Origin of the sequence: Streptomyces nigra (genome assembly GCF_003074055.1) — a bacterium.
Classification (GTDB): domain Bacteria; phylum Actinomycetota; class Actinomycetes; order Streptomycetales; family Streptomycetaceae; genus Streptomyces; species Streptomyces nigra.
Map to the genome: position 1 here is coordinate 6,210,875 of NZ_CP029043.1, position 12,886 is coordinate 6,223,760.

7 protein-coding genes and 2 pseudogenes are annotated in these 12,886 nt (G+C 73.9%); 5 read left to right on the forward strand and 4 right to left on the reverse strand.

Annotated features, from left to right (window positions below; translation table 11 throughout):
* The first annotated feature begins 75 nt into the window (after positions 1 to 75).
* From DC008_RS28645 to dnaK, 5 genes are all read left to right on the forward strand, one after another.
* The gene (locus DC008_RS28645; protein ID WP_108709432.1) at positions 76 to 2,142 is read left to right on the forward strand and encodes a phage holin family protein; all 2,067 of its coding nucleotides are present in this window, start codon (positions 76 to 78) and stop codon (positions 2,140 to 2,142) included.
* A 79-nt stretch (positions 2,143 to 2,221) separates the two neighbouring features.
* Positions 2,222 to 3,283 (forward strand): ATP-binding protein, encoded by a 1,062-nt coding sequence (locus DC008_RS28650; RefSeq protein ID WP_108709433.1) that lies wholly within the window; start codon positions 2,222 to 2,224, stop codon positions 3,281 to 3,283.
* A complete protein-coding gene (locus tag DC008_RS28655; RefSeq protein ID WP_108709434.1) occupies positions 3,280 to 5,091 on the forward strand; it encodes a vWA domain-containing protein in 1,812 nt (603 codons plus the stop codon). The genes DC008_RS28650 and DC008_RS28655 overlap by 4 nt, the downstream gene beginning before the upstream one ends.
* Positions 5,092 to 5,160: 69 nt before the next feature.
* Positions 5,161 to 5,589 (forward strand): OsmC family protein, encoded by a 429-nt coding sequence (locus tag DC008_RS28660; protein ID WP_055619321.1) that lies wholly within the window; start codon positions 5,161 to 5,163, stop codon positions 5,587 to 5,589.
* A gap of 125 nt (positions 5,590 to 5,714) precedes the next feature.
* Positions 5,715 to 7,586, forward strand: coding sequence for a molecular chaperone DnaK (gene dnaK, locus DC008_RS28665; RefSeq protein WP_108709435.1), 1,872 nt, complete (start codon positions 5,715 to 5,717; stop codon positions 7,584 to 7,586).
* A gap of 201 nt (positions 7,587 to 7,787) precedes the next feature.
* Here the strand turns inward: dnaK and narJ are convergent, their stop codons facing one another.
* The 4 genes and pseudogenes from narJ to DC008_RS28685 all read right to left on the reverse strand — a co-directional run bounded on the left by narJ (position 7,788) and on the right by DC008_RS28685 (position 12,865).
* Entirely contained in the window at positions 7,788 to 8,276 is a 489-nt protein-coding gene (gene narJ, locus DC008_RS28670) for a nitrate reductase molybdenum cofactor assembly chaperone (protein ID WP_108709436.1), read from the reverse strand.
* Positions 8,277 to 8,329: 53 nt separating this feature from the next.
* Positions 8,330 to 9,322 (reverse strand): annotated as a pseudogene (locus DC008_RS28675) (nitrate reductase subunit beta); the annotation flags it as partial.
* A 2-nt stretch (positions 9,323 to 9,324) separates the two neighbouring features.
* Positions 9,325 to 11,956 (reverse strand): annotated as a pseudogene (locus DC008_RS28680) (molybdopterin-dependent oxidoreductase).
* A gap of 93 nt (positions 11,957 to 12,049) precedes the next feature.
* Positions 12,050 to 12,865 (reverse strand): SAM-dependent methyltransferase, encoded by an 816-nt coding sequence (locus DC008_RS28685; RefSeq protein ID WP_108709438.1) that lies wholly within the window; start codon positions 12,863 to 12,865, stop codon positions 12,050 to 12,052.
* Positions 12,866 to 12,886 lie beyond the last annotated feature (21 nt).

Here is a 12,886-nt window from a genome sequence, read left to right on the forward strand (position 1 = left end):
AGGGAACCCGCGGGGTGGTACGTCCGTTGTGTCAGGCTGGGGGCCAGGGTGGGCCGGACGTGAGGTGAACGGGACGTGCGTGGTGGGCGCTGGCGGCGGATCGCCCGTCAGATCGGGCGGAGCGTCGCCGTATGGGCGGTCTCCACCGTCACCATGCTCGTGCTCGCCGGCATCCTGCCCGACTTCCAGCTCCAGTCGCCCGACGGCGACAGCGCCACCGACATCGCGGTCACCGCGGCCCTCGGCGCCGGCGCCTTCGGTGTGCTCTCCGCCGTCTTCTGGCCGCTCCTCGTCCGTCTGCTTCTGCTCGTGCCCGCCCTCGTCCTCGGCCTGCTGGTCTTCGTGCTCAACGGCGTCCTGCTGAGCGTCGCCCTGCGCCTGGTGCCCTCCGGCGACAGCGAGGCCGCCCCCGAGACGGCCGTCATCGTCGCCGCCGTCATGTCCGCGGTGGCCTCGGCGACCGGCGCCGCCCTCGCCGTCCGGGACGACGACGCCTACCGGCGGCGCCTGTACCGGCTGGCCGACCGCCGCAGACGCACCCTGCCGCCCGGCCCGTCCAGCCCCGGCACCGTCTTCGTGCAGCTCGACGGCGTCGGCCACGACGTCCTCCTCGCCGCCGTCGACAAGGGCCTGATGCCGACCGTCGCCCGCTGGCTGGGCGGCCCCCGCGCCTCCCACCGGCTCACCCGCTGGCACACCGACTGGTCCAGCCAGACCGGCGCCAGCCAGCTCGGCATCCTGCACGGCAGCAATTTCGACGTCCCCGCGTTCCGCTGGTACGAGAAGGCCGGCCGCGAGGTCATGGTCTGCAACCGCCCCACCAGCGCCGCCGAGCTCCAGCGCCGCGCCGTCGACCGCACCGGCGACCCCGGCCTGCTCGCCGCCGACGGCGCCAGCCGCGGGAACCTCTTCAGCGGCGGCGCCGGCGAACAGGCCCTCGTGCTGTCCATCGCGACCCGGCGCCGCAGCCGCGAGAACCGCTCCCGCGCCGGCTACTTCGCCTACTTCTCCGACCCGGCCAACGCCGTGCGCACCGCTCTGTCGTTCGTCGCCGAGGTCGGCCGCGAGATCGGCCAGTCGACCCGCGCCCGCGCCCGCAAGGTCCGCCCCAGGGTGGGCCGCGGCGGCCTCTACCCGCTGATCCGCGCCTTCGCGACCGTCGTCGAGCGGGACGTCGTCGTCGCCGCCGTCATGGGCGACATGCTCGCCGGGCGCACCGCCGTCTACGCCGACCTCGTGGCCTACGACGAGGTGGCGCACCACTCCGGACCGCACAGCGGCGACGCCGAGAAGGTCCTCGCCCGCCTCGACCGCTCCCTCGCCCTCATCGAGAACGTCGCCGAGCACGCTCCGCGCCCGTACCGGATCGTCGTGCTGTCCGACCACGGGCAGAGCCCCGGCGAGACCTTCCGCTCCCGCTACGGCCTCGGCCTCGGAGACCTGGTGCGGGCGGGCTGCGGGCTGCCAGTGCCCCGCCGGGCCCGGCGCACCCACAGCGGCGCCGAGGCCCGCGCCGCCGTGCGCGCCGCGCTGCGCCGGCCCGTCGAGGAGGGCGCCGGGCAGCACCGCCCGCCGCGCCGCTCCGAGCCGATCGTGCTGGCCTCCGGCAACCTCGGCCTGGTCTCCTTCCCGGACGTGCCGCACCGCATGACCAAGGAGGAGATCGACGCCCGCCACCCGGCCCTGCTGACCACCCTGGCCAACCACCCGGGCGTCGGCTTCCTCCTGGTGCGCAGCGAGCGGCACGGCGGTGTCGTGCTCGGCGCGTACGGCGCCGAGATCCCGCTGGACCGGCTGGACGACGACCCCGGCCCGCTGGAGGTCTTCGGACCGCACGCCGCCGACGCCGTCCGCCGTACGCATTCCTTCCCGAACACCGCCGACATCATGGTCAACTCCGCGTACGACCCGGCCGACGGCGAGGTCCTCGCCTTCGAGGAGCAGATCGGCTCGCACGGCGGGCTCGGCGGCGCGCAGGGCGAGCCGTTCCTGCTGTCCCCGCTGGCCTTCTCCCCGGCGGCCGGCGACGGGGAGGAGCTGGTCGGCGCCGAGCGGGTGCACCGCGTACTGCGGCGCTGGCTGCGGGAGTCGGACGGCCCCCAGGTGCCGCTCACGACCGCGCCGGAGGAGCGGGCCGCCTGAAAAACCGGCTGCGTACGAGGGCGCCGGGCCACACACTGTTCGAGTCGCCTCCCTCGAACATCCCCAAGGAGCCTCTGCCTTGCAGGCAGCCGTCACCGTCACGCCCTCCCGTGTCCCGGACCTTCTCCTCGGCCTCGCCACCGTGCGGCCCGTCTTCCTCTGGGGCGCCCCCGGCATCGGAAAGTCCTCCCTGGTCAGGGAGTTCGCCGAATCCCTCGGCCTGGAGTGCGTGAGTCTGCTGGGCACCCAGCTCGCCCCCGAGGACCTGATCGGCGTGCCGCAGATCCGGGACGGGCGCTCGGTGTTCTGCCCGCCCGAGGCGATCGCCCGCGACGAGCCGTACTGCCTGTTCCTGGACGAGCTGAACGCGGCCACCCCCGATGTGCAGAAGGCGTTCTACTCGCTGATCCTGGACCGCCGCATCGGCGACTACGAGCTGCCCGCCGGGTCCATCGTCATCGGCGCCGGGAACCGCGCCACGGACAACGCGCTCGCCCGGCCCATCGCCTCAGCGCTGGTCAACCGCCTCACCCACATCCACCTGGAGGCGTCCGCGAAGGACTGGCTGGCCTGGGCCGCGGGCAACGGCATCCACCCGTGGATCCTCGACCACCTCACCGACCGCCCCGACCACCTGTGGTCCAAGCCGCCGAAGACGGAGGAGCCGTTCTCCACGCCGCGCTCCTGGCACATGCTCTCCGACGCGCTGCGCTCCTTCGGCGAGGACCTCGACGAGGAGACCCTGAAGGTCCTGGCGCACGGCACCCTGACCCCCACGCACGCCACCGCGTTCTGCGGCTACGTCAAGATCGTGCGCAGCCGCTACGGCATCGAGGCCATCATCAAGGGCGACGCCCGCTGGCCGCACCGTACGCAGGACCGCGACCTGCTCTACTACCTCGCCGACTCCTTCCGCGGCCGGCTGATCAAGGAACTGCCGGCCGGCAAGGACCACATGTCGGCCACCGGCCGCCAGACCGCCTACCGCGCCAAGGCGCTCCTCGTGCAGCTCGCGGAGATCTCCGTCGAGGTCGCCCAGACCGTCATCGCCTCCGACGCCGACGGCAACCCCGTCCTGCCGTCCTGGTTCCTCGTCGAGGCGGCCCGGGACATGCCCCGGCTGGTGGAGGCGCGGCGGTGAGCCGCCCCCAGGAACGGCAGAAGGCGAAGGCCAGGAAGAAACGGGACCTCGCCGCGGAGGCGTTCACCGAGGGCCTGCGCCTGGTGCGGGCCAACCCGGCGCTCGCCGCCGTCGAGTTCGCCGTGTGCCGCCTGGAGAACTGCGACCTGGCGCCCCGCGACGGCCTCGTCCGGATCGACTCCGACGGAGCTCTGCACGCCCACCCCGACCGGCTCGCCGAACCCGCCGCCTGGGCCTGGGCCATCGCGCACGCCGTCCTGCACCTCGGCTTCGGGCACGTCCCGTCCAGGAAGGGCAGGCCCGTGCAGCCGGACCGCGCCGATCTGGCCGCCCGCTGCACCGTCGTCAACCGGTTCCTGCTCAGCTTCCCCGTCGGCACCGCCCCCGACGAGCTGCCGGCGGCCTACCCGGACGGCGACGAGGAGCAGCTGGCCGCCCGCTGGCGCCGCGACGGCGTCCCGCCCGCCTACGAGCGCTGCGGCACGGCCGGCCCCGAACCCGACCTGCTGCTCCTGGAGTGGACCGGCTGGTTCGGCTCACCCCCCGACCACCAGCTCGCCTTCGCCACCGCCCTGACCCGGACCGTCGCCACCGCGATGGACGTGGCGGGCGGCCGCCGCGACTCCATGGACGGCGAACCGGCCGTCAAGCGGCCCTGGCAGAGCGCCCTGGAGTGGTTCATCAGCTCCTACCCGCTGCTCGGCGGCCTCGCGGCCGGCATCAAGCTGGTCGCCGACGCCGAACTCGCCCGCGCGCACGGCATCTCCGTCGCCGCCGTGAACGCCGAGGCCGGCGAGATCTACGTCAACCCGTTGCGGACGTTCGAGGACGAGGAGTGGCGGTTCATCCTCGCCCACGAGATGCTGCACGCCGCCCTGCGCCACGGCGACCGCTGCGGCCCCCGCGACCCCTACCTGTTCAACGTCGCCTGCGACTACGTCGTCAACGGCTGGCTGCGGGACATGCGGGTCGGGCGGATGCCCGAAGGGCTGCTGTACGACGCCCGGTTCGCCGGCCAGTCCGCCGAGGAGGTGTACGACCGGATCGCCGGCGACCCGCGCCGGATGCGCCGGATGGCCACCCTGCGCGGCAAGGGCGCCGGTGACGTGCTCGGCGCCCCGCTCGGCCCGCCCGGCGCGTACTGCGACCTCGACGAGTTCTACCGGCGCGGCCTCGCGCAGGGCCTCGACCTGCACCAGCGCCAGGAACGCGGCTTCCTCCCCGGCGACCTGGTCCAGGAGATCCGCGCGCTCAGCCATCCGCCGCTGCCGTGGGACGCGCGGCTCGCCCGCTGGTTCGACGAGTTCGTGCCCCGCCCCGAGCCGCTGCGCAGCTATGCCCGCCCAGCCCGCCGGCAGGCGTCCACCCCGGACATCCCGCGCGCCGGACGCCGGTTCCCGCCCGAGGAGGTCGCCCGGTGCACGTTCGGTGTCGTCCTGGACACCTCGGGTTCCATGAGCGCGGGCCTGCTCGGCAAGGCGCTCGGCGCGATCGCCTCGTACGCCGAGGCCCGGGACGTCCCGGCGGCCCGGGTCGTCTTCTGCGACGCCGGGCCGTACGACGCCGGGTATCTGGCGGTGACCGAGATCGCGGGCCGGGTCCGGGTGCGCGGCCGGGGCGGCACGGTCCTGCAGCCCGGGATCGATCTGCTGCAGCGCGCGGACGACTTCCCGCCCGGCGCGCCCCTGCTCGTCATCACCGACGCCGACTGCGATGTGCTGCGGGTGCGGCGCGAGCACGCGTATCTGATCCCGCCGGGGCGGCGGCTGCCGTTCACCCCCCGTGGACCGGTCTTCCGAGTGAGTTGAGCCGGAGTGTGATCGGATGGGGGCCACGGGCCCCGGAAGAACGCGGGCCCAAACGCGAAAGGAAGAACCGTGGCTACCACGCGCTCCGCACACACCGTCTGGGAAGGCAGCCTGACCGAGGGCAGCGGTGTCGTCAACTTCGACTCGTCCGGTGCCATCGCGGCGCAGCCGGTGACGTGGGCCTCCCGCTCCCAGGACGCGAACGGCAAGACCAGCCCCGAGGAGCTGATCGCCGCCGCGCACTCCAGCTGCTTCTCGATGGCGCTCTCGCACGCCCTGAACGGTGCCGGGACCCCGCCCACCAAGCTCGTCACCTCGGCGGACGTCAGCTTCCAGCCGGGCGAGGGCATCACCGGCATCCACCTCACCGTCGAGGGCACCGTGCCGGGCATCGACAACGACGCCTTCGTCGCGGCCGCCGAGGACGCCAAGGCCAACTGCCCGGTGAGCCAGGCGCTGACCGGCACCACGATCACGCTGTCGGCGAAGCTGGCCTGACACCGCGCTGAGCGCCCGCTCAGTGCCGTGCGGCGCTCTTCCGCCCGGGTCCCCGTCCCATTGACAAGGGCCCGCTCGCGCCTTGTGCTGGAGTTCAGGGGGCTCCCGGGCGGAAGGGGACAGCGATGGCACGCGCGGTCGGGATCGATCTCGGGACCACGAACTCGGTGGTCGCCGTCCTGGAGGGCGGCGAACCCACGGTCGTCGCCAATGCCGAGGGGGCCAGGACCACCCCCTCGGTCGTGGCCTTCGCCAAGAACGGCGAGGTGCTCGTCGGCGAGGTCGCCAAACGGCAGGCGGTGACCAACGTCGACCGCACCGCCCGCTCCGTGAAGCGCCACATGGGCGACACGTCCTGGCGCTTCCCCGAGAAGGGCGACGTCGACGGCACCCGGTACCGGGCGCAGGAGCTGTCCGCCCGCGTCCTGCAGAAACTGAAGCGGGACGCCGAGTCCTACCTCGGCGAGGACGTCACCGACGCGGTGATCACCGTGCCCGCCTACTTCGACGACTCCCAGCGCCAGGCCACCAAGGAGGCCGGGGAGATCGCCGGCCTGAAGGTCCTCAGGATCATCAACGAGCCGACGGCCGCCGCCCTCGCCTACGGCCTCGACCGTGGCGAGGAGCAGACCGTCCTGGTCTTCGACCTCGGCGGCGGCACCTTCGACGTGTCCCTGCTGGAGATCGGCGACGGCGTCATCGAGGTCAAGGCCACCAACGGCGACACCCATCTCGGCGGCGACGACTGGGACCAGCGGATCGTCGAGTACCTGGTGAAGAAGTTCAAGGCCGAGAACGGCATCGACCTCGGCACCGACAAGATGGCCCTGCAGCGGCTGCGCGAGGGCGCCGAGAAGGCCAAGATCGAACTGTCCAGCTCCACCGAGACGACGATCAACCTTCCGTATGTCACCGCCTCCGCCGCGGGCCCCCTGCACCTCGACGAGAAGCTGACCCGCGCCCAGTTCCAGGAGCTCACAGCGGACCTCCTCGACCGCTGCAAGGCCCCCTTCCACCAGGCGGTCAAGGACGCCGGCATCAAGCTGTCCGCCGTCGACCACGTCATCCTCGTCGGCGGCTCCACCCGGATGCCGGCCGTCACCGACCTGGTCAAGGAACTCACCGGCAAGGACCCGCACAAGGGCGTCAACCCCGACGAGGTCGTGGCCCTCGGCGCCGCCCTCCAGGCCGGAGTCATCCGCGGCGACGTCAAGGACGTCCTGCTGCTCGACGTCACCCCGTTGTCCCTGGGCATCGAGACCAAGGGCGGCATCATGACGAAGCTCATCGAACGCAACACGACGATCCCGACCCGGCGCTCGGAGATCTTCACCACCGCCGCCGACAACCAGCCCTCCGTCGGCATCCAGGTCTACCAGGGCGAACGCGAGATCGCCGCGTACAACAAGAAGCTCGGCGTCTTCGACCTCACCGGGCTGCCCCCGGCCCCGCGCGGCGTGCCGCAGATCGAGGTCGCCTTCGACATCGACGCCAACGGGATCATGCACGTCTCCGCGAAGGACCTGGCGACGGGCCGCGAGCAGAAGATGACCGTGACCGGCGGCTCGGCCCTGCCCAAGGACGACATCGACCGTATGATGCGGGAGGCCGAGCAGTACGCCGAGGAGGACCACAAACGCCGGGAGGCCGCGGAGACCCGCAACCAGGCCGAACAACTCGTCTATCAGACCGAGAAGTTCCTCGGCGACAACCAGGACCGCATCCCCGCCGAGATCCGCGCCGAGGTCGAACCGGCGGTCACCGAGCTCAAGGAGCTGCTGGAGCGCAACGCCGACACGAACGACCTGCGCACCGGCGTCGAGAAACTCGCCACCGTCAGCCAGAAGATGGGCCAGGCCATGTACGCCCGGACCGCGCAGACCCCCACCGACGGCGGCGGCCCGGGACCGGGCACGGAACAGAGCCCGCCGCAGGACGACGACGTGGTGGACGCCGAGATCGTCGACGACGACAAGGACGCGAAGGACACGCCCTAGGCCGTGTCCGCAAAGTCCCGCCTGCCGGGCGACGCCCGGCACGCCCACTCGCCGCACCGGCCGGCCACCCGCGTACAACCAGTACGCGGGAGCCCGTCCGGCACTCCCCCCAGCTCTTCGAGCAGGGGGTACCCCCAGAGCACGCACCGGACGCCGCTCGGCCCGCCCTACGGGCGGACGACGCGACTTTACGGACACGACCTAGAGGTGACTGGACGCGGTCGGCAGGGTGGCGCAGACCGCGTCCAGGACGGACGCGTACGGCGTGCCGGCCTCGGTGAGGCGGGCCCGCAGCCGCTCCAGACAGTCCCGGTGCTCCCGCAGCAGGTCGTCGGTGCCGGTGCGGGACGAGAACTCCAGGACGGCGGGCAGGAAGTCGGGCAGCTCCTCGCCGGTGAACTCCAGACCGTTGGCGTGGTACAGCTCCTTCAGCCGCTCCAGCGAGATCCCGCGCCGCTGGGCGTCCCCGTCGCGCCACCACGTCAGATACAGGCTGTGCCCGTGCGCCAGGTCGAACACCTCGACGTAGTGCGCGGCCAGTTCGCGGGGCGGGGTGACCGCCGCGTGGTCGGTGAACGCGCGCAACTGGGGGGCGGCCTCACGCAACAGGGGCAGCCGTGCCCGGAAGTCGTCGTCCGGGTAGGTCAGGCAGAGCGCGGCCGCCTGGTACAGCACCTCGTAGGAGGACATCACTTCTCCTCGGCCTCGGGTGTGCGGGTCGTACGAAGGACGGCGGAGGGCTCCGCCGTCGCGGGTACCACGGTCCTTTCCTCGTCCGGGGCGGTCGCCAGCAGCCGGTACAGCTCCTCCAGCGCGTAGGCGCCCAGGCCCACGGCGGCGGGCACCGACGGGTCGGGTTCCTCCCCGAGGTCGACCGCGCGCAGATGGGACCGCATGGCGGTGAGCCGCTCCAGCGCCGATCGGACGGGGCCCACGTCACCGGCCGTGAACACGTCCGCCAGCCGCTCCAGAGGGATGCGCAGCGTGTCGACGGCACCGAACAGGACGTCACCGTCGTGACCTTGCTCCGCGAGCGCGTCCACGAGGGGCGACAGCGGCGGGACGTACCAGACCATCGGCAGCGTCCGGTACTCCGGGTGCGGCGGCAGCGCCACCCGGTACGTGCTGATCAACGCGCGTACGGGGGAGCGGCGGGCCGCGTCCAGCCAGTCCTCCGCCATCCCGGCCCGCTCGCAGGCCAGCCGCACCCGGGCGTCCTCGGGATCGAGGAAGACGCCCAACTGCGCCTCGTACAGGTCCTGTTCCCGGCCGGCCGACGCGGCGGCCCGTACCTTGTCGGCGTCGTACAGCATCACCCCGCGGTAGAGCGTCCCTCCCGCGCAGGTCTCAGGTGTCTCACTCCGGGGGTACGGGCATCCGGCCGGGCAGGGCGGCGCCGCCCCGCAGGACGGGTTGAGGCACTGCGCGCAGGACGGGAGGAGAGGCAGCCGGAAAGTCTGCTCGAACGCGAGGCGCGCCGTGGCCGCCGGGGCATGTCCGCGGTACGACCGCGGCTCGTCCGGGGCCTGGACGGACGGGAGTCGGCCTGGCCGGGCAAGCACGTCGCTGAGTCTGCGCAGCCGTCCGCCGTCCCGCGGCCGCAGCCGGCCGCGCCAGGTCAGCTCCCAGCCGCCGCGCGGTCCGGTCGCCGTCGTGGGGGAGGCGTCCGAACAGGCGGGGCAGCCGACGCAGGTGTCGAGGTTGATCACCGTCGCGATCCGGGCCATGGGACGCATCGCTACTCGACCTCCCCGCCATGGCGGCGGACCACGGTCACCTCGGCACCGGGTCCACCCGTGAACAGCCCGCCGTGGTGGCCGAGGAGACGGGTCGGCTTGAGGATCGCGGGGGTCTCGACGGGGGTGGCCTCGGGTTTGCGGCGCGTGTAGAAGGTCCCGGCCGGCACACGGTCGGAGACGACCGCCCGCGCCACGATCAGACCGTCGCCGGAGACGGCCTCCGCCCGGTCGCCCTCGGCGACGCCGATCGCCCCGGCGTCCTCGGGGGACAGCCACAGATACCGGCCGCCGCTCGCGAGGGCCGGCAGGAACAGGGCGTCCGGGTACGCGCAGTGGACGGACCACTGCTCGTGCGGGGTGAGCCGCCGGACCGTCACGTGCGGCCGCTCGGAGGGCCCGAGCAGCGCCCGTACGTCCGAAGGCGGCCGGTACACCGGCAGGGACTCGCCGAGTTCGTGCGCCCAGTCGTGGTCCAGGAAGAAGTACCGGCGTCCGGGCGGGGCCGCGTGTCGTCCGGTGCCGGTGTGCCGAGCGCCGCGAAGTCGGCCGCGAGCGCCGGGTAGTTCCGCTCGACGACGGTCAGGTGGGGCAGGCTCCGCCCCGGCACCGGGGTGCAGTCGCCGTGCCGCCAGTCCAGGACGGCCCCGGGGGTGCGGTGCCGTCGGGGGAGCCGTGCCGGAGCGGGGTCGCCACCAGGTCCTTGCGGACGCCGAGGTGCCGGACGGCCAGGGCGCCGATGCGCTCGGCCAGCGCCGCGAACGTCTCGAACTCGGTGCGGGCCGGGCCCGGTTCCCCGTCCGCGGTGGCGGTCGGCAGGACGACATCGGCGAGTTGGGCGGCCGCCGTGTCCGTGCCGTCCAGGGACACCAGCAGGTCGAGTTGGCCCTCCGGTGCGGGCTCGCGCCAGGTCACGTCGCGCGGCCGTATGCCCTCGGGTGCCCGCGCCGGGGAGGCGGTGCCGACCAGGCACCGCAGGCCGTGCTCGTCGAGCGCGTCACCGCTGCCCAGCGTCAGCACCCGGGGCCGGTTCTCCGGCGCGTCCGGGTCCTCGCAGGCCACGCCCAGGTCACCGGCGCGCAGATCGGCGACCACCCGGGCCACCGGATCGCCGAAGGTGTCGCCCAGGTCCAGCGGGTTGCGGTCGAACGCTGGATACACGGCCGTCCAGCCCGTGCGCGCCGCCAGCGCGAGGCAGTCCGCCCCCGTCAGGCCCGCGAGCCGCCCCCGGCCGAGCGGTGAGGCGAGGACGTCGGCCGTGGAGCGCTCGGACCGCCGGCGGCCGGTGTGCAGATACCCGTACACCGCCGGGTCCATCCGGCGTGCGTCGTCGTCCGGGGCGCCGGGGATGTCCCGGTCGCCGGGGTCGGGGCAGCCGGTCAGCCGGAGCAGCGCGAGGACCGCGCGACGCAGGGTGTCCCCGTGGAGGTGACGGCCGGTGTCGGCGCCCATGACGATCGCGCAGCGCCCCTTCGACCGTTCCGCCGTCCGTGCGAACTCGCGGGCGATCCGTACGCACACGGCGGCCGGGACGGAGGTGTGCGCCTCCTGCCAGGCGGGCGTGCCCGGTGCGTCGGCGTCGGCGTAGGAGGCGGGCCACCGGCCCGGGAGCCCCGGCCGGTCCACCCCGTACCGGGCCAGCAGCAGGTCGAACACGGTGGTCACCAGCGTCCCGCCCGCACCGCCGAGCCGGGTGGCCGGAATGCCCCGGCGTACGGCACCCGGGCGGCCGTCGGCGCCGAAGTCGGGGAGCAGGACCTCGACCCCGGCCGACACCTCACGGCCGTACAGGCTCAACACCGGGTGTATGAGCCCGGGTTCGGGGACGGCCGCGCGGCCGGTGTCCTCGTCCAGCACGACCGCGCGGCACGCGGCGTTCTCGCCCCGGCGCCCCAGGTCGGCCGCGCGCAGGAACGTGACCGGCGCGTACGTCCCGTCGCCGCGCTCCTCCAGCGTGACCAGGAAGGGGAGGTCCGTGGCCCGGCGCGCGTGCTCGGTGAAGAACGGTGTCTCCCGGTCGACGAGGAACTCGCGGAGGATCACATGCCCCATCGCCAGGGCCAGCGCCCCGTCCGTGCCGGGGTGCGGATGCAGCACCTCGTCGGCGAACCGGGTGCCGTCCGCGGGGGCCGGGGCGACGGCGACGGCCTTCTGGCCCCGGTAGCGGGCCCGCGCCAGCCGCGGCGCGTCCGGGGCGCGGGTCACGGGGACGTCCCCGCCCCACAGCAGCAGATACGCCGCGTCCGCCCAGTCGTCCCCCGGGGCGGGCTCGGGGGATTCGAGCACCGGGGCGCCGAGCAGGGCGTGGAAGCGGGCGCCCGGCGCACCGGCCGGGGACAGGCAGGCGATCCGGTCGGGGCCGTACGCCCCGAGGGTGTGGACGTACGCCGCCGCGACCAGTTCGACGGCCTCGTCCTCCCGTGCCCGCACCAGCCCGCCCGAGCCGCGCGTCCGCCGGTGGCGGCGGCGGAGCTCCGGGTCGCCCTGGATGTCCGCCCAGGCCTGCACCGGGTCACCGAGCCGCTGCCTGGCCTCCCGGTACATCTCCAGGAGCGCCGCGCGCACCCGCGGCTGCCGGAGCCGGTCCGCCGTCGGCGGTGCCGGGCCCGGCGCCTCGGGCGGCGCGGGCGATATCCGGGTGTCGGTCACAGGCGCTCCCTTGCTTGCCCTGGTGTACGAACCTAGGGCGGAGCGGGGGAGCGCACCTGTTCACGGCGCCCGTACGGGTCAGGGCTTGCGGGCGACCCCCGCGTACACCGGCACGATGCCCTCGGCCTGCGCGGCCACGTCCTGCGGCTCGGGGCGCCAGCCGTGGACGGGGATGACACCGGGGCCGAGCAGCTCCAGACCGTCGAAGAAGCGGAGGAACGCGGGGAGGGGGCGCGGGTGGAAGGGCTGGCCGCCGCGCCGGAAGTTCTCCGCCGCCTGCTCCACGGCCGCCGGGCTGAGGTCCGCGGTGACCTGCGACAGGATCAGATGGCTGCCGGGGGCGAGCGCGGCCACGTACCGCTCCAGCAGCCCGTACACGTCGTCGCCCGCCGGGTCGTCGTCCAGGTAGTGGGTGAGCGCGACCAGCGACAGCGCGACCGGCGCCGTGAGGTCCAGCGTCTCGGCCGCCCGGGACAGCAGGGCGTCGACGTCCCGGACGTCCGCGTGGACGTAGGCGGTGGTGCCCTGCGGCGAGCCGTGCAGCAGTGCCTCGGCGTGCCGGAGCACGATCGGGTCGTTGTCCGCGTACACCACCCGGGACTCGGGGGCGACGCCCTGTGCGACCTGGTGCAGGTTCGGTTCGGTGGGTATGCCGGTGCCGATGTCCAGGAACTGCCGCACCCCGGCCTCGGCGACCGTGCGCACGGCCCGGTGCATGAAGCGGCGGTTGGCGCGGGCGCCCCGGACGACCGTGCCGTCCACGGCGAGGATCCGGCGGGCCAGCTCCTCGTCGACGGGGTAGTTGTCCTTGCCGCCCAGCCACCAGTCGTAGACGCGGGCCGGATGCGGCCGGCTGGTGTCGACCCGGGTGGGCGCGGACTCGGTACCGGACATGCGGTGCACTCCTCGGACGCT

Bases quoted from the DNA above. Each gene is read 5' to 3' on its own strand.
- DC008_RS28685 (WP_108709438.1), bottom strand. From the start codon at position 12,865: ATGTCCGGTACCGAGTCCGCGCCCACCCGGGTCGACACCAGCCGGCCG.
- narJ (WP_108709436.1), bottom strand. From the start codon at position 8,276: ATGTCCTCCTACGAGGTGCTGTACCAGGCGGCCGCGCTCTGCCTGACC.
- dnaK (WP_108709435.1), top strand. From the start codon at position 5,715: ATGGCACGCGCGGTCGGGATCGATCTCGGGACCACGAACTCGGTGGTC.